Here is a 21,139-nt window from a genome sequence, read left to right as displayed (position 1 = left end):
CGTGCCCGGCGCGGACAGTAATACGCGACCGGAATGCGAGTTCGGAGGGAATGTGCCGTGGCGACCGTACGGATGGACATCGAGATCGACGCTGATGCCGATGTGGTGTGGAAGGCGGTGGGCGACTTCGCCACCGCACCCGAGCGGATCACGCCGGGTTGGGTACGTGCGTGCGTGGCCGACGCCGGTGTGCGGGTAGTGACTTTGCGGGACGGGATCATCGTGCGCGAGCGGCTCGTCGCTGTGGACGAGGAACATCGGCGCATCGTGTACTCGATCATCGGCGACACCGTGCAGCCTGTGCACAACAATGCCGCCATGCAGGTCTTCGCGATCTGTCCCGGACGCTGCCGACTTACCTGGATCCACGATGTGTTGCCGGACGAGCTGGCCGGACTGCTGTCCACCAACATGAGCGCCGCCGCCGACGTCATTCGGGAAGCCTTGGCCGCCAATTGAATCGCCGGGCATCTGCGCGCGTACCTCACGGTCGCCGTGGGGTACGCGGCGCTTCGCTCCAGTAGCACCCGTCAAGCGAACGTCTCCCTCTAACTAGTTGCTTAGTTACTAGTGTGTATGACACTATTCATGGGGTTGCCGGTTTACGCCGGACACGGCAGATGGAAGAGACGGAACGCTCATGGGAACAAAGACCGCATTGATCATCGGCGCCGGCATTGCCGGTCCCGTGACAGCGCTCGCACTGCAGCAGGCGGGCATCACCGCGACGGTGTTCGAGGCATACGAGGGCACCGCCGACAACGTCGGCGGCACACTCACTGTCGCTCCGAACGGCCTGGCCGCCCTGAAGACGGTCGGTGCCGATGAGCTTGTGCAGGCCGCCGGACACCGGCTGCACGCCATGGTGATGGAGACCGGACGCGGCCGCAAACTCATGCAGGTCGATGCCCTGCCTGGACTACCGCCCAGCTACGTGATGCGGCGCGCGGACCTGTTCGGTGTGCTGCATGACCACGCGGTCGCGAGCGGCATCACGATCGAGCACGGCAAACGGCTGGTCGACGTCAGCGAGACCACGACCGGCGTGGTCGCGACATTCGCCGACGGCACCAGCGCCGAGGGCGACATTCTCATCGGTGCGGACGGCATCCACTCGACCGTGCGCACCCTGATCGACCACACCGCCCCCAGCCCCGAATACACCGGACTGATGAGCTTCGGCTTCGGCGACTTCGCCGCTGCCACAAGACTTTCCGATGGCGCCGCCGGCGATATCGACGCCATGCACTTCGCCTTCGGCAAGCGCGCGTTCTACGGCTACTGGCGTCAACCCGATGGCAGCGACATGTTCTTCAGTAACTATCCCCAACCGCAGCCGATGACTCTGGCCGAGGCCAAAGCCATCCCCGCCGAACAATGGCTGGCCAACCTCCGCGCCGCACACGCCGAAGACGTTCCGGGGCAGCAACTCTTCGAGCGCACCAGCGTCGACAAGATGATCGTCGCAGGTCCCATGGAGCGCATGCCGCACCTTCCGCACTGGCACCGCGGCCGACTGGTCCTCGTCGGCGACTCGGCTCACGCCCCATCCTCCAGCTCCGGCCAAGGGGCATCACTGGCCATCGAGTCCGCGATCGAACTGGCTCGCTGCCTACGCGACATCCCAGACCCGGCAACAGCATTCGCCGCCTACGAACACCTCCGCCGCCCCCGTGTGGAGGACATCTCCGACAACGCCGCCAAAACCAACAACGGCAAAACCTCCGGCCCCATCGCCAAGGCCGTCTTCGGCCTCGTCATGCCGCTCGCCACCCGCACATTCCTGCAGCCGGAGAAGATGTTCGGCCCGGTCCACCGGTATGTCATCGACTGGGATCAGAAGGTCACGAGCTAATCGGGTCCGGTTGAACCAGGAAGCCGCACCGCGTCGAGGGCGGGTCTCGGCTCTCCGGGCGGCAATGCGCCCGCGATCTCCTCGGCGAGTAGGAAACTGGCCAATCCGTGGCCGTGCTTGGCTCGGCGCACGAGGGAGATGATGTTGTCGCTGAAGGCGTCGCGAACCTTGCGGAAGGCCAGGCGGCCGTCGCGCAGTTCCTCGGCGACGTCGAACTCGCTGAGAAACGCGATGGCCTCGCCGGAGGTGGCCAGCCGTTTCATCGTCTCGATCGAATTGGTGTGGAACGCGGGCTCGATGTCGAGATCGGCATTGGCGAAGGCTTCGGCGACGATGCCGTGAATCACCATCGAGCGGTCGGCGAAGATCAGCGGGTACGGCGTGCACTGCGCCAGCGGGATCGTGTCCATGTGGGCGAGCGGGTGTTGCGGGGAGACAACGACTCCCAGCCGGGTGTTGGTCTGCCAGCAGATCTCGATCTGCGTCGATGACGGAACGTTGAAGCCGAGGCCCAGATCGGCCTCGCTGCGCTCGACCGCCCGCAAGATCTCCAGCGCCGTCATGGTGCGGATGGATATCCGGACCTGCGGATGGCGGGCGCGGAAGGACGTCGCGGCGGTGGCGACGACGCTGCTGGCCAGGCCGGTCATCGTGGCGATCACGACCTCGCCGCTACCGAGGGCGTGCAGATCGCGGATGTCGGCGACCGTCTCGCGGTATTGCTGGAGCGTGCGCCGGATATGCGCGAGCAGCGCCTCGCCGGCCGGGGTGGGGCGCATGCCGCGCGGCAACCGCTCGAACAGCGGTTGGTCGAGCTCGGCTTCGAGCAGCAGGATCTGCCGGTTGATCGCCGATGGCGCGACGTGCAGCCGAGCGCCGGCCGCGCGAATGGACCCGAGCCGGGCCACCTCGTCGATGTATTGCAGCAACCGTGAGTGGAGCACCGCGCCTCCTGAGCAATGTGTACGAAAAAAGAGTACGCGTTGTGCGAAAACGGATGCTTGTCAGCAACGGTACCGATCGCGTTCTATCAGTACCAGGCGAAGCGGCCGCCCGTAGCGACCGCGTTCACCTGCAAGTACCCGAACATCGACGTGAGGACCGCAGTGCTCAAACAAGATTCGACGACCGACGCCCCACGCACAGACGTGGCCGCCGAGGACGATCACGTACGGACGATCTTCGGCATCCTGGAGGGCGAACGGGAAGCAGACCTGCTGCTGCACAACCTCAACATCCTCGATGTGCACAGCGAAACCGTCTATCCCGGATCCCTGCTGGTCCACGGGCAGCGCATCATCGCGCTGAACCCGGACGAATCGATCGTGCGGTTCCGCGAATCCTTCGACGGCGAGGGCCTTTACGCCATTCCCGGCCTGATCGATGCGCACCTGCACTTCGAATCCCAGCTCGCGCATCCGGCGGCGTTCGGCGAAGCCATCGTGCCCAGCGGAACGACCACGGTGTTCGGCGAGACCCTCGACTTCGCCAGCGCGGCAGGCGCGGAAGCGGTCGACGCCGCCCGGGCGCTGTTCGCCGACCACGACAAGCTGCCCTACCGGCTCTACGCCTTCGCGCCGGGAAAGAAGACCTCGCCGGAGGTCACGGAGGCGATGCTGGCGATGGACCCGGTCATCGGGCTGGGGGAACTGGCCCACCTGTCCTACATGACCGGCAACGCCGACGATTTCCGCAAGTCCGCGCTCGGACGAGCGAACGCGGGCTTCGTGAACTGCCACTGGGGTGTCACGTCCCTGTCGGACATGCTGCTCAACTACATGCCCGCGATCGGCGTCGACAACAACCACGACGTCTGGAACGAAGCCGACATCGAGAAGAGCATCCGCTACGGCCTGAACACTCAGATCAAGTTCGGCGTCGGTAGTCCCGAGGTCATTCGAACCATGTTGCGCGCCATCGTGAAACGCCGTTGGCCCGCCGAGAACTTCGCGCTCTGCGCCGACAACATCTCGGTGGATCGGGTACTGCGGCAGGGTCATATCGACTGGGTCGTGTCCTTGGCCATCGAGATGGGCATGCCGCCGATCAAAGCCATCAAGATGGGCACGCTGTACGCCGCGCGCTCTTTCCACAAGGACCGCGACCTCGGCTCGCTGAGCCCGGGGCGATTCGCCGACATCGTCCTGACCGACAGCCTCTCGAAGATCAACCCGCGCTACGTGTTCAAGGGCGGGGAACTCGTCGCGAAGGATCGCACACTGCTCGCGCCGGTCCGCATCGACTATTCGGTGCTGGCCAAGCAACCGAAGCCCGGCCTCGGCGACCTGCGCGCCGAGCAGCTCGACCTTGTCCCACTCGAGCTGTCCGACAACGGAACTCAGGCGAAGGTACTGCTCTTCGACGTGTACGGTCGCGGGCATCTCAAGTTCGCGCAGGAGGTTTGGGTCCCGTACCGCGACGGCGCGGTCGTCCCCGAACTCGACGGCGAGCGGCTCAACCGGATCGCCATCGTGCAGCGGTACGCCGACGGTGCGCGGCACATCGTCAACGGCCTGTTCAAGGGTGTCTCGATCGACAGCGGCGCGGTCGCCACCTTCTGGCCTGCGCCATCGGCCTACTTCGTGGTCGTCGGCACCGACAGCGCCGAAATGCGGGACACCCTCGGGCAACTCGACGGTCTCGTCGGCGGCTGCGTGGTGACCGCGGACGGGCAGGTGAAAGCCGTTCTGCCGCTGGACTTCTACGGCGTGATGGCCGACATGGACCTGGCCGAGCTGGTCGAGGCGACCCGCGCGATCGACGACGCCTTGGCGAAGCTGGGCAATCACAACGAGGGCGAGCCGGTGGTCAACAAACTATTGACCCTGTTCATCTCCCTGGACCGCTTCGGATTCATGAAATAGCCCCGGGATTCTCCCGATACCGCGACAGAGATGCGACCGTCATGCAGCACGACAAAGACGCAGGAGTCGTCGACACCGGAAACAAGGTGCGGCGCTGGATCACCTACGTTGCCGGAATCTATATCCTGACGCTAGGCCTCAGCCTGGCCATCAGGGCGGGGATCGGCATTTCCCCGCAGAGCAGCCTCACCCGCACGATGACGCTGGTGCTTCCCCCGCTCAGTCAGGGCACATTCAACCTCATGCTCGAGGTCATCATGCTCGTCCTGACCTTCCTGGTCCGACCGCGAGCATTCCGGGCGGGCCACCTGCTCTCGATGATCCCGGCGCTGGTCCTGGCCTTCTTGCTCGACTTCAACCTGATGCTCACCGAATGGATCGACGTCGAGCCGTACCTGGGCGATCTGGTGCTGCTGTTCTTCGCCGACGCAATGCTGGCACTCGGCCTCTTCCTGATGATTCGCGCCAATCTGGTGCTGATGCCGATCGACCTGTTCGTCAACACCATCCAGCAGAAGACCGGCCGGAAGTGGGGAAACATCAAAACCGTCTTCGACTGCACCCTGCTTGCCCTTTCGGCGGGCATCGGGCTGTTGTTCCTCGGCGCACCGCATTTCATTCGCGAAGGCACGATCATCAATGCCGTCCTCGTCGGACAGTATGTGAAGGTGTACTTCTTCCTGTACAAGAAGTTCGCGGGGCGAAAGGCGCTCGCTCCGGCTGTCCCTGATCCCGTGGTGGATTAGCGCGCGCCGGCCACCCGGCGGGCTTGCGGTCAGTCACGAAAACGTTTGTGCAGGAATGTAATCACTGCTTCCGGCGGGATGTTGTCCGGTCGGTCGCTGACCTGCCCGTCGCCGATTTCGATCAACCGCCAGACGCCGTCTTCCCGCTGGGCGAAGTCGGCGGTGACGAAGGGGAGGCGGAGGTGGGCGATCAATCGGGTGACCGGGGTGGGATCGAAATCGGGGGTGGGCTGATGCTGGGGCGTGTCGGGGTGCGGGCTGATCAACGCGCAGGCGCCGTCCACCCACCATGTGCGTATCTCGGCCGAGCGGAAACGCTCGAAGCGGCGCAGAACGAATCCACCGGTCAGGTCCGCGTCGCGCAGTTCGCGGAATCTCTGCGCCACCCGCCAGGCGCCGTCCGCGTCGTTCAGCTCGGGGATGAACACCGCCTCGTCCCAGTAGTGCTTCATCGATTTGGTGTAGTCCCGCAGCACCGCGGGGCCGGAGCCGAGTTCGGCACGCGCGCGGTCGAATTCGGCGCGATCGGTACCGGAGGTCCAGACCGCCGGGGGCGTCGCTTCCGCGACCGCGGAGTACCAGCCCGGCAGCTCGTGTGCCCGGCGGTACTGTTCGGGACCGGTCCGCAGGGTGACGCCGCGTCGTCGAAGTGCCGCGGCGAACGCGGCGTACTGCTCGCTGCGCAACATCCAGCCGCGATACCATGCCGCACCGCCCGTTCGCACCGCGCGTACCGCGGCCTCGGCGCCATCGGGTTCGGTCAACGCGTCGTGATCGACCAGCGCGACCTCCATGCCGGCCGCGCGAGCGGCCTCGGCCTCGGCGGCGAAATGCTCGTCGGCGCGACGGGGGCGAAGCACATCGGCGGGAACGAGCAGCAGCATGGAGCCCATCCTGGCGATCGAATCGGTCAGTCTTCAAGTCGATTTCGCGCCGTCCAGGCGGGGGAGCGCTACCCTGTGCTGTTTGCGCCGGTGAAGGGTATTGGGCAGCAAGAACTTTCGCTGCACGCGAGCAGATCGTCACAGCCGGCGGCGAGTGCCGCGCGCAGGGTGTCGCGCACGGCAGTCAACTCGGCGAGTTTCGCGTCGACCTCGCCGAGTTTGGTGACCGCGCGGGCGTGCAGCCCCGCGTCGGCACGACCGGCCACTCGGGTGGCTCGGAGCAGGTCGGCCACCTCGTCGAGGGTGAATCCCAGATGCTGTGCGGCTTTGATGATCCGCAACGTGGCGACCGTCCCCTCCGGGTAGCGACGGTGCCCGCCGAGCGACCGGTCCGGTTCGGCGAGCAGGCCACGTCGTTCGTAATAGCGCAGCGTCTGTATGTTCACCCCCGCCGCGGCGGCGACCTCGCCGGTGCGTAACCCCTCGCTCATCGCGACGCGCCTCCGATCCGCCGTTCGAGGGCATCCAGGATCTCGACCCGACCGATCGGGACGTCGATGTGCACCACCGTCCCGCCGGCGGCCGGTTCGAAGGTGAACGCGAAGAACGAGCAGCAGTCCGTTTCCCGCGCCGCCAGGTCCCGCCCGAGCGGCACGGCATCCGCGTCGATCAGCAGATCCAGGCGGGTCCGACCGGGTCGCTCGGCGCGCAGCACCGAGTCGGTGAAGAACCGATCGAACTCGGCCACTCGCGTCGGCCGCTGAGCGGTCGGCAGGGTGCAGGACTCCGGTACCCAATCGGTCGTCATGAATCCACGGTAAACCTGTACCCAGGTACCGGAGGCAAGCCCGAAATCGGCAGCTATTTCAGGAGTTCGAGCACCGGCGCGAACGCGTCCAGGTCCGGTTCCATCATCGTGAAGTAGGTGACACCGCGCCCGAGACCCGGTTCGCGGACGAGTGGCGTTGCCGGCCTGCTGATCAGGGGTGGGTGCTCGACCATCCGTTGTCGAGGAGGGTGAAGATCTGGTCGAGGGCGGGTTCGGGGTCGGGTCGGCCGTGGACGAGGGTGACGGCCTCGAGCGCGAAATGGGCCAGGGCCTGGCAGGTGGGGTCGTCCTGGGGGAGTCCGCTGTCGTCGGCGATCGCCGCGGCCAGGGCGGTTTCGTGGCGCAGCGACATGCGCCGGGCGTGCTCGCGCAGGGCCGGCGTGGTCTCGATCAGGCGGAGGAAGTCGGCGAAGCGCGGGTCGGCGCGGGCTTGCCGGGACCGTTCGTCGCGCAGCAGCTGGCGCAGCGCCTCGGGGATGGACCGGCCGGCGGGGCGCTCGCGGACGGCGGCGACGAGCGCCGCCTCGCGGTCGGCGTCCTGGTCGAAGACCAGCGCTTCCTTGCCGCCGGGGAAGTGCTTGAACAGGGTGGTCGTCGAGACGTCGGCGGCGTCGGCGATCTCCCGCACCCCGACCGCGTCGTAGCCGCGGGCCAGGAACAGCTCTATCGCCGCGTCGGCCAGCGCTCGGCGGGTGGCGGCCTTCTTGCGCTCGCGGCGCCCGGTCTCGGTCACCTCTCCACTCTAGCGTTCTGTTGAACGGTTCACAAAGTTAAACAGTTGCACTTTTTCAACGGTTGCACTTATTGTTGGAAGCATCCACCGGCGAGCACCCCGCCGGACCAAGCGGGAAGGAACCCTCATGACCACACCTCGAATCGCCATCATCGGCGGCGGCCCCGCCGGCCTGATGTGCGCCCGAATCCTCCAGGGGCACAACATCCAACCGACCGTGTACGACGCGGACGCGGCGGTCGATTCCCGCGACCCTGGCGGCACCCTCGACCTGCACGCCGACTCCGGCCAGATCGCGCTGGAGGACGCCGGGCTGATGGACGCCTTCCACTCGCTGGCCCGCGTCGAGGGTCAGGCCAAAAGCCGCCGGGACCAGCACGGCACCATCCTCGGCCAGTTCATCCCCGCCGAAGGCGACGAGGCGGCCCCCGAGATCGACCGCGGCCAGCTGCGAACCATGCTCTACGAGCACGTGCGCCCCGGCACCGTCCACTGGGACCATCGACTCGCACAGGCGATTCCGCTCGGTAATGGAACGCACCGGCTGGAGTTCACCAATGGCGTGAGCGCCGAGGCCGACCTCGTCATCGGCGCGGACGGCGCGTGGTCCAGGATCCGTCCGCTGCTCACCGACGCGAAGCCGCGCTACCTCGGCGTCTGCTTCCTCGACGCCCGATTCGACGATGTGGATACCCGGCATCCCGAGGTAGCCGCGATCGTCGGCGACGGCCACATGTTCTCCACCGACGGCGACGGCCGCGCGGTGATCGTCCAGCGCAACAGCAACGGTGTCGTCCGCGGCTACATCGCCTTTCGCGCCGAACTCGATTGGTACGTCAAGGTCGGCGTGGACATCACCGACCACGCGGCGGTCCGGTCCTACGTGCTGCGCGAGTTCGACGGATGGGCTCCGGGCATGCGCCCGCTGATCACCGACAACGACAGCGACTACGTGCAGCGCAGTTTCTGGGCCCTGCCCGCCCCGCTGACCTGGAACCGGGTTCCCGGCGTCACCCTGATCGGCGACGCGGCCCACCTGATGGCCCCCTTCGGCGGCCACGGCGCGAACCTGGCCCTGCTCGACGGCGCCGAACTCGCGCGTGCCATCGCGAAGGAGGACACCCTCGACGACGCGATCGCCCGGTACGAGCCGCCGATGTTCCAGCGCTCCGGCGAACTCGCCGCGGCCTCGAACGCCGCGCTCACCAAGTTCTTCGCCACCACCCCCGCCGACGCCCCGCACCTGCCCCCGGACCACGCGCGGGAACACCGGAACTACGAGGCCAGGGCGGCGGAGTACCGGCGCAGGCAGGCCGCGGAGGCTTAGTCGGTATCAAGGAGCGCGGCGAGGGTTTCCGGGGTCCAGGTGAGGTCCGCACCCGGGCGGGTGGCCAGGTAGGCGGCGGTGGATTCGATTGTCCAGCCGTGGGATTCGATGAGACCGACCGCGAGATGGCGTAAGTAGTTGGGGGAGGGGGAGTTCCCGGGTAGGTCGGTGTAGCGCCAGGGAGCGGTGCAGGTGAGAATGGGGTGGGTGTCGAGTGTTCCTGCGTAGGAGAGGGTTTCGTAGCGTCCGGGGCCTTGCGGAGACCGTCCGGTGGCGATCGCCTCGGTGAGGTCGAGGTCGGTGCCGGGGGCACGGTACATCTCCTGGGCGGCGATATCGGAGAACTGCGCGGTGCTGAGCAGGTACGCGCGGGCGGCGGTTTCCCCGGGACCGTCCGGATCGTAGAAGGCCCGGCCGCCGGTCCACACCAGCGATTCGGTGGCGAAATAGAGCAGCCCCGGCAGCATGAGGGGAATCGAGCGGGCGGGCTCGGACGGATCGCGGCAGCCGGGAACCGCCCGCGCCCCACCCTCGGGCGTCCCTCCGGTGAGGTAGCACCGGAGCCGGCTCAGATGCATGTTCGACCCGTACGCCGCGTACCAGACCAGGCCGTCGCCGTTCTCGGTCATACCACCATCGTGCCAATGCCGCCCGCCCGGCGGACGGCACCGGCGCAACGGCTCAGCTCCGCTGGAACAACGCGCGCCAGCGGACGAAGTTCGGCCGCCCGGCCGGGGAGGCCTGCTCGACTCGAACCGCGCGAAGATCGTCGCCGGCGAACGCGTCGATCTCGGTTCGAGTCAGCGGCCAGGGTGGCCCGTCCACCTGCGCGCCCTCCTCGCGGATCCCCGCGATGACCAGCAGATCCCCACCGGGCGCCACCATCCGCGAGACATTCGCGGTCGCGGCGCCCCGCAGGGAAATGGGCAGGGACTGCACGGTGATCGACTCGACCACCAGATCGAACGCCCCGGTCCACTCGGCGGGCGGATCGAGCAGATCGCCGACGACATAGTTCACCTTGGACGCCGGAAAACGTTCCCGCGCAGTCCGTATCGCGGTCTCCGCGACATCGAACGCGGTGGTCTCGAAGCCGAGCGCGGCCAGATGTTCGGCATCGCGCCCGAGCCCGCAGCCGACCACCATCGCCCGCATCCCACCGGTGCGGTCATGTCGCTCGAGCCAGTCCACCAGCAGTTCGTTCGGCTCGTCCGCGTCCCACGGCACCACGGCCACACCCGTCGCGGCCGCGACATACAGCTGCTCGAACCATCCGGTCGGATCACCTTGGCGCAGCGATTCGGTTGCCAGCCGGGTCGCATCCCTATCACGAGAATCGGTCACTTGCCGAGTCTGTCAGGCGCCCTCGGCGCCCGCGCAACGACCACCGGGCATGATCATCGGGTGACTTCGCTACGCCGCCCGATCGCGGTCTTCGACGCAGGCCTCGGCAGCTATTCGGCCGTGGAACTGCTGCATCGGCGCCTGCCCGACCGCGACCTCGTCTACCTCGCCGACCGGGCCAGCTTCCCGTACGGCGCGAAGAACCGGACCGAGCTGCTGACGGTGGTCGACCGCGCCGTCCGGTTCCTCGCCGGATTCGAACCGAGCGCGATCCTGCTCGCCTCCAACGCGCCGTCGGTGACCATCCTCGACGAATTGCGCAGCCCGGTCCCGATTTTCGGCGTGCGCCCGCCGGTGCGGGAAGCGCTGGCGGTGGCGGGCGAGGTCGCCGTGCTCGGCGTGCGCTCGCTCGTGGAGAGCGCCGAACTGGCCGGATTCCTCCGTGCCGAAGCGGATTCGGCGATCACCCGGGTTCATGCCGTAAACGCCTCCGCCCTCGTGGAACTCGTGGAGAGCGGCGACTTCCTGTTCCGTCGCGAGCACACCTCGGCGGTCGTCGCCGAATTCCTGGACACCCTGCTCACGGCGCATCCGGGCATCGCCGCGATAACCCTGTCCAGCACCCACTTGCCTTGGCTGCGTGACTATTTCGAACGCGCACGCCCCGAGCTGCGTCTGTTCGACCCGATCGACGGCGTGGTCGATCGGATCCGTCCGCTGTCGACCGCGGGGACCGGCACCGTCCGCGGCCTGGTCACCGAGAACGAGCAGTACCCGGCCGGCGAGTTCCGCGCGATGCTCGCCCGGCTGGAGATCGACCTCGAGCTGGAGTCCGTCGTCATTCCGTGAGCGCCCACCTGGCGTCCGAATGAACTACAGTTAATGAAGTGCAACGAGGCCAGGGAGGTGCAGGAGCATGACCGGTGAACCGATCGACCTCGGGCGACCCGCCCCGCATCCGGTCGCGGCCACCTTCGACCTGCTCGGCGACCGCCTGACGCTGACCATCCTGCGGCACGCCTTCGTCAACCACACCCGCAGGTTCAACCAGTGGATCGAACGCACCGGCGCCCCGCCCGCGGTGCTCACCGCGCGCCTCGCCGCCCTGGTCGACGCCGGCGTCTTCGTGCGTACCCCGCAGGCCGGATCCCCGGACCGCTTCGACTACCTACTCACCGATCTCGGCCTGGCGACCTGGCAGATCCTGGTCTCGGTGTGGAGCTGGCAACGGGAATGGACCGCCGCGGGCGCGCTGCACCCCGACCTGGTGCACGACGCCTGCGGACACCGCGGGCCGCCGGTCCTGATGTGCCGATCCTGCGGCCGCACCGTCACGCCGCGCGACACCGAGGTCGACCTCGGCGACGATGCGTTGTGGCGCTTCACCTCCAGCGGCCGCCGTCGGGGCCGCGCCCCGGTCTCCGCGCGCAGCGACATGCAGTTCGACGAGGTCATGGAGGCGATCGGCGACCGCTGGAGCGCCACCGTCACCGGCCTCGCCCTGGCCGGCGTGCGCCGCTTCGGCGACTTCCGCACGGCCATGAACATGTCGCCGACCACCTTGACCGAGCGCCTGTCCCGCCTGTGCGATGCCGAGATCCTGCGCCGATCCGGCGAGGGCGCCGCGCGCGAATACCGCCTGACCCCGCGCGGGCGGGCGCTGTTCGCGATCTTCGCGTTCCTGCTCGCCTGGTCGGAGCTCGCACACCCGGACGCGCCCGAACCCGGTCTGCGCATCCGCCACCGCGAATGCGGCACCCCGCTCGCGCCCGCCCTGCGCTGCCGGGGCTGTGACGCCGAACTCGACCGCCCCGACGTCCGATTCGAACCGGTCGCCCAGTCGGTGCTCGACCGCCTGGCCTGAGCCGCCCACCGGCGCCCTTGACACCCTCGCTTGAGACGCGTATCACTTCAATAACTGTAGTGAAGGGCAGGCGACTCATGACGCTCAACGAAGAACTCATCGCACCGGCGGCGCAGGCGCTGACCAATCCGTACCTGGAGGGCATGTACGCGCCGACCGCGGACGAGATCACCGCGACCGACCTCGCCGTCCTGCACGGCGAACTCCCCGCCGACCTCGACGGCGTCTACGTTCGCAACGGCCCCAACCCCCAGTTCGCGCCGATCGGCCGCTACCACTGGTTCGACGGCGACGGCATGCTGCACGCGGTGCATTTCGAGCACGGCAAGGCCACGTACCGCAACCGCTACATCCGCACCCCCGAGTTCGAGGCCGAGCGCGCCGCCGGAACCGCCCTGTGGCGCGGCGTGATCGAGCCCTGGGACGACAACCCGCCCGGCGATCGCCGGGAACGCAACTCGGCCAATACCGACGTCGTCTTCCATCACGGCAACCTGCTCTCGCTCTGGTACCGCGCCGGCAAACCCTATGCGCTGGACCCGATCAGCCTGGAGACCCGCGGCGTCGACACCTTCGGCGGCACCCTGCCCGGCGAGATCTCCGCGCACGCCAAGGTCGACGAGCGCACCGAGGAATTCATCTTCTTCGACTACGGCATCCACGCGCCCTACCTGCGCTACGGCATCGCCGACCCGTCCGGCACGGTCACCCACTACACCGGCCTCGAACTGCCCGGTCCGCGGCTGCCGCACGACATGGCGATCACCGAGAACTACTCGATCCTGATGGACCTGCCGCTCTACAACGACCCGCGCGCGGCCGCGGCGGGCCGATTCAAGCTGTTCTTCGACCGCGACCTGCCGAGCCGTTTCGCGGTGCTGCCCCGCCGCGGCGACGGCACGCAGGTCCGCTGGTTCGAGGCCGCGCCCGGCTACATCTATCACACGGTCAACTCGTGGGAGGAGGGCGACGAGATCGTCTTGATCGCCTGCCGGGTCAGCAAGCCGAGCCCCGTCTCCGACCGCACCAACCCGCTCGCTCAACTGCTGGCCTACCTGCGCCCCGAGGCCACACTGCACAGGTACCGCTTCAACTTGCGCACCGGCGCCACCATCGAGGAGCCGATGGACGACGTCAACACCGAGTTCCCGGCGATCGATCAGGGCAGCACCGGGCAGCGCGGCCGCTGGTCCTATCAGATGCGGTTATCCGTGGACAGCACAATGCTTTTCGACGCGGTGATCAAGTACGACCTGCGCACCGGCGCGAAGCAGACCCAGCCGTTCGGCGACGGCTTCTTCGGCAGCGAACTCACCGTGGTGCCCCGGCCGGACGCCCGCGACGAGGACGACGCCTGGCTGACCATGTTCGCGTTCAACAGCCACACCCAGCTGTCCGAGGTGTGGATCTACGACGCGGCGGACCTCGCCGCCGGTCCCGTCTGCCGCCTCGGCCTGCCCACCCGCGTGCCGCTCGGCTTCCATGCCACCTGGGTCAGCGGTGCGCGGATGCGCGCGGCCGCCCATCCGGTCGGGTGAGCACCGTCGATCACCGGCTGAGCGTGAGCCTGCCGTACTGGCAGGACCGCGATCCGCTGGACGCGCTCGCCGTCGCCGAGGCCGCCGACGAACTCGGCTACCACCGCCTGTGGATCGGCGAAATGGCGACCTTCGACGCCTTCGCCCTGGCCACCGCCGTCGGCCTGGCTCCGGGCCGGATCCCGCTGTGCCTCGGACCGTTTGCCGTCGACGTCCGCACGCCCGCCACCATCGCCATCGGTGTCGCGAGCGTCGCGGCACTCACCGGCCGATCCGTCGATGTGGCCATCGGCAGCTCCAGCACGGTGGTGGTGAGCGGCTGGCACGGTCGCGAACGGCGACGCACCGCAACGCATCTGGAGGAGTCGGCGCGGATCCTGCGCGGATTGCTCGCGGGGGACAAGGTCGACTTCGAGGGTGTGGTGGAGCGGACGGCGGGCTATCGTCTCCGTCTCACGCCGCCGAAATCATCCCTGACCGTCGCCGCCTTCGGTGCCCGCGCGTTGGCCGCGGCCGCCCGCACCGCCGATCGCGTGGTGCTGAATCTGGTCACCCCGGAACAGGTTTCACGATGCGCCGAGATAGTGCGTCGGGCGGCGAAGGAGGCGGGACTGCCGGCGCCCGCACTCTCGGTGTGGGTCACCGCCGCCGCCGACCCGACGGCCGACATCCGCGCGACCGTCCGCCGCGGCGTAGTGGGCTATCTCCGGGCGCCGGGCTACGACGCCATGTTCGAGGAGGCGGGCTTCGGCGAGATCGTGCGCCTCGCCCACGGCGGCGCACACCCGCGTGACGTCCTGGCCGCCGTACCCGACGAATTACCCGCAGCCGTAGGCATGTTCGGCGATACCGCCACGCTGACCCATCGGCTCGCCGCGTACCGCCAAGCCGGCGCCGACGAAATCGTGGTGGTGCCGGCCACTTCGGCCGAGGACCCGGCAGGCAGGCACACGCTCGAAGCCCTCGCGAGGATCGACCATGCCTGACGCCTACCTCTACGACGCGATCCGGCTACCCCGCGCCCGGGTCCGCAGAACCGGCGGCACCCTCGCCGAGGTCCCGCCCTACGAACTCTTCGGTCAACTGCTCGTCGCGCTCGAAAACCGTTCACTGAGCCCCGATTCCGTCGACGACATCCTGGTCGGCGTCAGCACGACGGCGGGGGAGCAGGGCGGCAACCTCGCCCGCGCCGCTGCCCTCTGGGCCGGCTGGCCCGACCGAGTACCGGGCGGCGTGGTGTCCCGGCTGTGCTGCTCCGGCCTCGACGCGATCGAGAGCGCGGCCGCCCGGGTCGTCGCCGGCTACGCCGACGTGATCGTCGCGGGCGGAGTCGAATCGATGTCGCGCGTCCCGATGCTGTCCGACCGGCCCGCCATCGCCGTGGACCCCGACCTCGGCGAACGCACCGGATTCGTCACGATCGGCGTATCCGCCGATCTCACCGCCGCGGCCAACGGCATCACCCGCGCCGAACTCGACGCCTACGCCGTGCGCTCACACCAGAAAGCCACCGCCGCACCGAGTTCCGACTCCGTGATCCCGGTCCGCACAGGCGGCACCGGGTTGCTCGACGCGGACGAGGGCGCCCGAGCCGATGCGAGCGACGACGCGTTCGCCGCCCTACCCGCCCTATTCGGCGACGATCCGGCCTGGGCGCGGGTGGCCCGCCGGCTACCCGGTTCGCCGCGCCCAGCGGACGGACTGCACACCATCGCCACCGCACCCCAACTCGCCGACGGCGCCAGCGCCCTGGTCGTCGGCAATCACCGCGCCGGACAACTGCTCGGCCGCCCACCCATCGCCGCCATTGTGGGCACCGCGCAAACGGCGGTGCGCTCCCCGCTCCTGACCGCACCGGCCCTCGCGGCCAGGCTCGCCCTCGACCGCGCGGGGCTCACCGCCGCCGATCTGCACGTGGTGGAGGCCAACGAATCCTTCGCTGTCACACCGATTCTGCTCACCAGGGAGCTCGCCCTCGACGAGCACCTGGTCAACCCGTCCGGCGGCGCCCTGGCCGTCGGACATCCGCTCGGGGCGACCGGCGGCAACCTGATCGTCCAAGCGCTCGACGCGCTCACGCGCACGGGCGGCGAACACGCGCTGGTCACCATTCCCGCGGCCCTCGGGCTTGGCTCCGCGGTCGTGCTGCGGCGTCTGAATTGAAGGAACACCCATGGTCGACGCACCGATCACCGCGGCCGAGGTAGCCGCCGCCAACGCCGCCGCGGCCGCCGATCCCGGCGGGCCCGCCCCTACCTGCCACCCGGCCGACACGGTCCGCGAATATCTCGAACGTGGCTGGTGGCAACCGGATACGCTGCCGGAACTCCTGCTGCGCCGGGTGGCCGTCGCACCGAACGCGCCCGCCATCACCGACCCGGCCAACCTTGCCGCATTGACCGGTGCGCAACCGGAGACCCTGACCTGGCGCGAACTCGACGAGCGCGGTAGCGATCTCGCGGCGGTGCTGTACCGCAACGGCATTCGGCAGGGCGACACCGTCGCGATCCTGCTGCCGAACTCGATCGCGTTGACCGCCACCTACTTCGCGCTGTGGCGGCTCGGCGCGGTCGCTACCCCCATGCCCGCCTCCTACCGCCGCCACGAGCTGTCCGGCATCGTCGCGGCGGCCGACGCGAAGGCGATCATCACCGCGGGCGAGCTGTCCGGGCGTGAACTCGCCCGCGAGGCACTGGAAGTCGCCGACACCGTCTTCGCGTTCGGCCCCGGCGTGCCCGGCGACGCGATTCCCCTCGACGGCCCGGCCGACGCCGCCGACCGCGAACGCCTGCGCTGCTACGTTCGCGGACTGACGGTTTCGGTCAACGACCGCGTCACCGTCTGCTGGACGAGCGGAACCGAGGCCGCTCCCAAGGGCGTTCCCCGATGCCACGGCGACTGGATCGCCATGGCCTGGGGCGTCCAGGACGGACTGCACCTCACCGCGGAGTCCGTGCTGCTCAACCCCTTTCCCATGGTCAACATGGCGGGCTTCGCGGCGGCGTTCCTGCCGTGGCTGCTCACCGGCGGCCACCTGGTGCAACACCATCCCTTGGACCTGCCGGTGTTCCTCGGCCAGATCGCCCGGCACCGGGTGACCCACACCAGCATGCCGCCCGCCCTGCTGACGATGCTGCTGCACAACGAACCCCTGCGTGCCTCGGCCGATCTGTCCTCGCTGCAACGTGTCGGCTCCGGTGGTGCGCCGCTGCCGCCCAGCGTTGTTCGCGGCTGGCAGGACCAGCTCGGCATCGAGGTACTCAACTTCTTCGGCTCCAACGAAGGGGTGTCCCTGCTCGGGGCTCCCGCAGACTTCCCCGATCCGGAGATCCGCGCCCGATATCTGCCGCGCTACGGAGCGCCGGGCGTCCGCTGGTCGACCCGCCTGGCCGAGCGCACCCTGGTCAAACTCGTGGACGTCGGCACCGGCGCCCCGGTCACGGAAGTCGGTGGTATCGGCGAACTCCGGCTGCTCGGCCCCGCCGTCTTCGGCGGCTACCTGCCCGGGACGGCAGCGGCCGAACCGTTCGACGACGACGGCTTCCTGTGCAGCGGAGACGTATTCGAGCTCTGCGGCCCCGAGGGCCGCTACCTGCGTTTCGTCGACCGGATCAAGGAGATCATCATCCGCGGCGGGATGAACATCGCCCCCGCCGAGATCGAGGGCCTGCTCGCCGACGCGCCCGGCGTCGCCGACGTGGCGGTGGTCGGTTACCCGGATCCGGTGCTGGGCGAAAAGTGTTGCGCCGTCGTCGTTCCCGCTCCCGGCGCGACCGTCACCCTGGACGGCCTCGTCGACCATCTGCGCGCCCACGAGGTGGCGTCGTTCAAATTGCCCGAGCGACTGGAGATCGCCGAGTCGCTGCCCCGCAATCCGGTCGGCAAGCTGCTGCGCCGCGCGTTGCGGGAGACGCTTCTGGACGACCCGTCGACTACCAACCACACGTAGGAGTTCCCATGCCCACCAGCACCATTCACCTACTCGGCGGCAGCCAATCCGACTTCGCCGTCAACTGGCATCGCGCGGGGAAGGGCTTCGACGCGCTCATCGGCGAGGTGGTCGGCGCGACCCTCGCGGCGACGGACGTCGCGCCGAGCGAGATCGGCGTGATCCACGTCGGAAACGCGTTCGGCCAGTTGTTCACCGGCCAGGGCCAGCTCGGCGGCATGCCGGCCACGGTCATCCCGGAGCTGTCCGGGATACCGGCGAGCAGGCACGAAGCCGCCTGCGCCTCCGGCAGTATGGCGTTGCTCGCGGCCATGGCCGACCTGGAGTCCGGTCGCTACGACTGCGCGCTCGTGGTCGGCGCCGAGCTGGAGAAGACCGTGCCGGGCGACCAGGCCGCGGGCTATCTCGGCGCCGCCGCGTGGGTCGGCCACGAGGCGCAGGACGTGAAGTACGTGTGGCCCACCATGTTCGCCGAACTGGCCGACGAATACGACCGGCGCTACGGACTGGACGACACGCACCTGCGCGCGATCAGCGAGCTCAACATCACCAGCGCCCGCGCCAACCCGCTTGCGCAGACCCGGAATTGGACCTTCACCCCGGACAGCTTCGGCGCCGACGACACCGCGAACCCGCCGGTGGCCGGTCGGCTCCGCCGCCAGGATTGCAGCCAGATGACCGACGGCGCGGTCGCGGTGATCCTGGCGTCGGATCGATTCCTGGCCCGCCGCAGCGACTTACGCCGCGCGGAGCGCGCCGTGATCACCGGCTGGGGCCATCGCACCGCGCCGCTGTCGTTGGCGCAGAAGCTGACTGCCTCCGCCGGCCAGCCGTACGTGTTCCCGCATGTGCGCCGGACGATGCTCGACGCACTGGGACGCGCAGGCCTGCCCGACATCGACGCGGTCGACGGTGTCGAGGTACACGACTGTTTCTCCATGTCGGAATACATGGCGATAGATCATCTGGGCATCACCGGCCCGGGGGAGAGTTGGAAAGCGGTGGAGGGCGGCGATATCGGGCGTGACGGCCGGATTCCGGTCAATCCCGGCGGCGGATTGATCGGGGGTGGTCATCCGGTCGGCGCGACTGGTGTACGAATGGTACTCGATGCCTACAAACAGGTCACCGGGAAAGCAGGAGCTTACCAAGTGCCGGACGCGCGCCGGTTCGCCACCCTCAACATCGGTGGGAGCGCCACGACCGCAGCGAGTTTCGTCGTGGAGAGCCAGACGAAACGGTCATAGTGAAGTCGGCTCGTTCCTGATCGCGCCGTATTCGCCGCCGGGGCAAAGACACTCGGACCCGCCACGCGACAACGGCAACCCTGCGGTTGCGGATCGTCGTGCCTGTTCTATGATCATCCAGGAAACGCGTTCGCGGCACGCCGCATTCTCCCGGCAAATCGACGGTTTTCGCTGGCAACGGTGCGTCGACGGCGAATGCGATGTAGCCTTCCCACGCGTGATCACTTGTCTGCCATCGAATCTCCTCTTGGAGCCGAAATGACCATCCAGCATCCCATTGAGGACGAGGTCACACAGCTGGCACGGCGGGTCGAGAAGGCCCGTGGCCGGCTGGCATACCAATTCGATCCCGCGTTGACCGAAGCGCTGTCCGAGGACGAGCTGCTAGCCGAACGCGAGCTTGCCGAGAAGATCCGCGGGCAAGACCGTGGTCAGCGCTGGAAAGAGGCTCAAGCCGCCGCGGGAGCGGCCGACCGCGCCAGGCAGACCACCGAAGCGATCGAGAAGGCCGACATGCGAGATCTACTGGTGGCCCGCAAGGCAATTGCCGCCCAGCGTCGTGAGTCGAGCCCGCACGCCAAACTGGCCTCCCTATATCGGCACCGCGCCTGGTCACTGCGGGCGCTGGCCGGTGTGGTCGCCGCGGGCATGCTCTGGTCCGCGGTCAACGTGCAGCACAACATCGCGCCCGGCGGCCCCGGTGACCCGCTGTACTGGTTCAGCTACCTGCTGGAAGGCATGATCAGCGTCTGCCTGATCATCATCATGATCGGCACCAACAAGGTGGCCGAGTGGGGTGTGGTCGACAACCGCAAGCAGGTCGTCGCCGCCGAGGTCGCCCTGCTCGGGCTGACCGTCACCCTGAACACGTATCCGTACCTGCGCGCCGAGCACTGGTACGACGCCGCGGTGCACGCGGTGGCGCCGGTGATGATCGGCGTCTCGCTGCTCATCCACGACGCCGCCAGCGCACGCTACGGCCTCGCCATCCACCGCGCCACCGACCAGGTCCGGGATCTGCCCGACCCGGCCGAGCAGATCCGCCGCACGCTGCCGAACCTCGCCAGCTACCGGATGCGCCGCCCGGCCGCGGCCGAGATGATGGCGTCCAGCGCGTTCGCCGAGCTGACCGTCGAGGCCGAACCGGATCCGCTCGCGGAACTGAACGCGGCTCCGGCGGGCATCGTCGATCCCGAGATCGAGGACGCACCGGCCGTCGTGATCGCCGACGAGGACGACACGCCGCCCGAGACCCCGGCCCCGGCCCGGTCCGCCTTCCGTTCGGCCGCCCCCGCGCCCTCGGCGAAGGTCGTGGCCGCCGCCACCCTCGGCAGCGACCTGTCCGACAGCACGGCCGAGACCCGGCCGGTGTCGAAGTCCGAGAACGGCTCCGCGGCCAGCGCTGCCAAGCCGGTCCAGGTCGACGAGCCGGCCGCGAAGAGCAAGCCGGTGAACGGCGAGCAGCACAGCGGCGTCGACAGCAAGCCGATCACCCCGGTGAACGGCGCCGGCGCGCCGACCAAGCCTGCCGCTGCGGCCGCCGCCAAACCGGTCGTCGCCCCGGCGGCCGCGAAGGCGACCACGCCGACCAAGCCGGTCACGCCGACCAAGCCCGCCGCGCAGGCCGCACCGGCCAAGCCGACCAAGCCCGCCGCGGAGAAGGTCGCCGCCACCCCGGCCGACCGCCCCTCCGCGACCGCGGCCGCATCCGCCACGACCGCCGCCATCAAGCGGCAGCCCGCGGCCGACGACAAGGCGACCACCGCGACCGATCCGAAGGGCGCCAAGGAGACTCCGGCCACCCCGGAGATCCACGACACCGGCCAGTTCCGCATCGCCGAGATCCTCGAACAGGAACTCGCCGAGTTGCAGGCCGCCCGCCGTCGCGCCCGGACCAGCCGCAAGACGTCCACCCCCGCGGCCGGTCGCGACCGCTGACGGTTCCGGGCGTACAACTCC

The 21,139-nt window shown here is 68.7% G+C and carries 21 protein-coding genes; 13 read left to right on the top strand and 8 right to left on the bottom strand.

Annotated elements, in window-relative coordinates:
- Nucleotides 1–57 precede the first annotated feature (57 nt).
- Complete coding sequence (locus tag ACFQ9K_RS10695) at nucleotides 58–459, top strand: SRPBCC family protein (protein WP_378721669.1); 402 nt, start codon at nucleotides 58–60, stop codon at nucleotides 457–459.
- Nucleotides 460–640: 181 nt separating this feature from the next.
- Complete coding sequence (locus tag ACFQ9K_RS10690) at nucleotides 641–1,855, top strand: FAD-dependent oxidoreductase (RefSeq protein WP_378721668.1); 1,215 nt, start codon at nucleotides 641–643, stop codon at nucleotides 1,853–1,855.
- Here the strand turns inward: ACFQ9K_RS10690 and ACFQ9K_RS10685 are convergent.
- Nucleotides 1,852–2,799, bottom strand: a complete 948-nt coding sequence (locus ACFQ9K_RS10685) for a LysR family transcriptional regulator (RefSeq protein WP_378721667.1) — start codon at nucleotides 2,797–2,799, stop codon at nucleotides 1,852–1,854. The genes ACFQ9K_RS10690 and ACFQ9K_RS10685 overlap by 4 nt on opposite strands.
- A gap of 57 nt (nucleotides 2,800–2,856) precedes the next feature.
- On the opposite strand from ACFQ9K_RS10685, the gene ACFQ9K_RS10680 reads away from it, so the two are divergent.
- Both ACFQ9K_RS10680 and ACFQ9K_RS10675 read left to right on the top strand, forming a co-directional pair.
- The gene (locus ACFQ9K_RS10680) at nucleotides 2,857–4,719 is read left to right on the top strand and encodes an adenine deaminase C-terminal domain-containing protein (protein WP_378721666.1); all 1,863 of its coding nucleotides are present in this window, start codon (nucleotides 2,857–2,859) and stop codon (nucleotides 4,717–4,719) included.
- Nucleotides 4,720–4,805: 86 nt separating this feature from the next.
- Nucleotides 4,806–5,465, top strand: a complete 660-nt coding sequence (locus ACFQ9K_RS10675) for a YitT family protein (RefSeq protein WP_378721665.1) — start codon at nucleotides 4,806–4,808, stop codon at nucleotides 5,463–5,465.
- A 29-nt stretch (nucleotides 5,466–5,494) separates the two neighbouring features.
- Here the strand turns inward: ACFQ9K_RS10675 and ACFQ9K_RS10670 are convergent, their stop codons facing one another.
- The 5 genes from ACFQ9K_RS10670 to ACFQ9K_RS10650 all read right to left on the bottom strand — a co-directional run bounded on the left by ACFQ9K_RS10670 (nucleotide 5,495) and on the right by ACFQ9K_RS10650 (nucleotide 7,911).
- A complete protein-coding gene (locus tag ACFQ9K_RS10670) occupies nucleotides 5,495–6,349 on the bottom strand; it encodes an ATP-grasp domain-containing protein (protein ID WP_378721664.1) in 855 nt (284 codons plus the stop codon).
- 68 nt (nucleotides 6,350–6,417) lie between these two features.
- Entirely contained in the window at nucleotides 6,418–6,840 is a 423-nt protein-coding gene (locus ACFQ9K_RS10665; RefSeq protein ID WP_378721663.1) for a MerR family transcriptional regulator, read from the bottom strand.
- The gene (locus ACFQ9K_RS10660) at nucleotides 6,837–7,157 is read right to left on the bottom strand and encodes a hypothetical protein (RefSeq protein WP_378721661.1); all 321 of its coding nucleotides are present in this window, start codon (nucleotides 7,155–7,157) and stop codon (nucleotides 6,837–6,839) included. The genes ACFQ9K_RS10665 and ACFQ9K_RS10660 overlap by 4 nt, the downstream gene beginning before the upstream one ends.
- Before the next feature lie 53 nt (nucleotides 7,158–7,210).
- Nucleotides 7,211–7,351: a hypothetical protein gene (locus ACFQ9K_RS10655; protein ID WP_378721660.1), complete on the bottom strand. Its 141-nt coding sequence runs from the start codon at nucleotides 7,349–7,351 to the stop codon at nucleotides 7,211–7,213.
- A complete protein-coding gene (locus ACFQ9K_RS10650; protein WP_378721659.1) occupies nucleotides 7,330–7,911 on the bottom strand; it encodes a TetR/AcrR family transcriptional regulator in 582 nt (193 codons plus the stop codon). Before ACFQ9K_RS10650 ends, ACFQ9K_RS10655 begins: the two co-directional genes overlap by 22 nt.
- Before the next feature lie 127 nt (nucleotides 7,912–8,038).
- On the opposite strand from ACFQ9K_RS10650, the gene ACFQ9K_RS10645 reads away from it, so the two are divergent.
- On the top strand, nucleotides 8,039–9,238 hold the full coding sequence (locus tag ACFQ9K_RS10645; protein WP_378721658.1) for an FAD-dependent oxidoreductase: 1,200 nt from the start codon (nucleotides 8,039–8,041) through the stop codon (nucleotides 9,236–9,238).
- Here the strand turns inward: ACFQ9K_RS10645 and ACFQ9K_RS10640 are convergent.
- Both ACFQ9K_RS10640 and ACFQ9K_RS10635 read right to left on the bottom strand, forming a co-directional pair.
- Nucleotides 9,235–9,867, bottom strand: a complete 633-nt coding sequence (locus ACFQ9K_RS10640; protein WP_378721657.1) for a histone deacetylase — start codon at nucleotides 9,865–9,867, stop codon at nucleotides 9,235–9,237. The two genes, ACFQ9K_RS10645 and ACFQ9K_RS10640, sit on opposite strands and share 4 nt — an antisense overlap.
- A gap of 52 nt (nucleotides 9,868–9,919) precedes the next feature.
- A complete protein-coding gene (locus tag ACFQ9K_RS10635; protein ID WP_378721656.1) occupies nucleotides 9,920–10,582 on the bottom strand; it encodes a class I SAM-dependent methyltransferase in 663 nt (220 codons plus the stop codon).
- Nucleotides 10,583–10,642: 60 nt separating this feature from the next.
- Here ACFQ9K_RS10635 and ACFQ9K_RS10630 point away from each other — a divergent pair, with 60 nt between their 5' ends.
- The 8 genes from ACFQ9K_RS10630 to ACFQ9K_RS10595 all read left to right on the top strand — a co-directional run bounded on the left by ACFQ9K_RS10630 (nucleotide 10,643) and on the right by ACFQ9K_RS10595 (nucleotide 21,118).
- Nucleotides 10,643–11,431, top strand: coding sequence for a glutamate racemase (locus ACFQ9K_RS10630; protein WP_378721654.1), 789 nt, complete (start codon nucleotides 10,643–10,645; stop codon nucleotides 11,429–11,431).
- Nucleotides 11,432–11,498: 67 nt separating this feature from the next.
- Complete coding sequence (locus ACFQ9K_RS10625) at nucleotides 11,499–12,446, top strand: winged helix-turn-helix transcriptional regulator (protein WP_378721652.1); 948 nt, start codon at nucleotides 11,499–11,501, stop codon at nucleotides 12,444–12,446.
- Between the two features lie 77 nt (nucleotides 12,447–12,523).
- On the top strand, nucleotides 12,524–13,984 hold the full coding sequence (locus ACFQ9K_RS10620; RefSeq protein ID WP_378721651.1) for a carotenoid oxygenase family protein: 1,461 nt from the start codon (nucleotides 12,524–12,526) through the stop codon (nucleotides 13,982–13,984).
- A complete protein-coding gene (locus ACFQ9K_RS10615) occupies nucleotides 13,981–14,970 on the top strand; it encodes an LLM class F420-dependent oxidoreductase (protein ID WP_378721650.1) in 990 nt (329 codons plus the stop codon). Before ACFQ9K_RS10620 ends, ACFQ9K_RS10615 begins: the two co-directional genes overlap by 4 nt.
- Nucleotides 14,963–16,147: a thiolase family protein gene (locus tag ACFQ9K_RS10610; protein ID WP_378721649.1), complete on the top strand. Its 1,185-nt coding sequence runs from the start codon at nucleotides 14,963–14,965 to the stop codon at nucleotides 16,145–16,147. The genes ACFQ9K_RS10615 and ACFQ9K_RS10610 overlap by 8 nt, the downstream gene beginning before the upstream one ends.
- 10 nt (nucleotides 16,148–16,157) lie before the next feature.
- A complete protein-coding gene (locus tag ACFQ9K_RS10605) occupies nucleotides 16,158–17,933 on the top strand; it encodes a class I adenylate-forming enzyme family protein (RefSeq protein WP_378721648.1) in 1,776 nt (591 codons plus the stop codon).
- Nucleotides 17,934–17,941: 8 nt separating this feature from the next.
- Nucleotides 17,942–19,180, top strand: coding sequence for an acetyl-CoA acetyltransferase (locus ACFQ9K_RS10600; protein ID WP_378721647.1), 1,239 nt, complete (start codon nucleotides 17,942–17,944; stop codon nucleotides 19,178–19,180).
- A gap of 258 nt (nucleotides 19,181–19,438) precedes the next feature.
- The gene (locus tag ACFQ9K_RS10595) at nucleotides 19,439–21,118 is read left to right on the top strand and encodes a hypothetical protein (RefSeq protein WP_378983091.1); all 1,680 of its coding nucleotides are present in this window, start codon (nucleotides 19,439–19,441) and stop codon (nucleotides 21,116–21,118) included.
- Nucleotides 21,119–21,139 lie beyond the last annotated feature (21 nt).

It is taken from the genome of Nocardia sp. NPDC056564, assembly GCF_042793755.1.
Lineage (GTDB): Bacteria > Actinomycetota > Actinomycetes > Mycobacteriales > Mycobacteriaceae > Nocardia.
The sequence above is the reverse complement of the archived record's forward strand: the minus strand, read 5'-3'. Positions and strand labels throughout refer to the sequence as shown.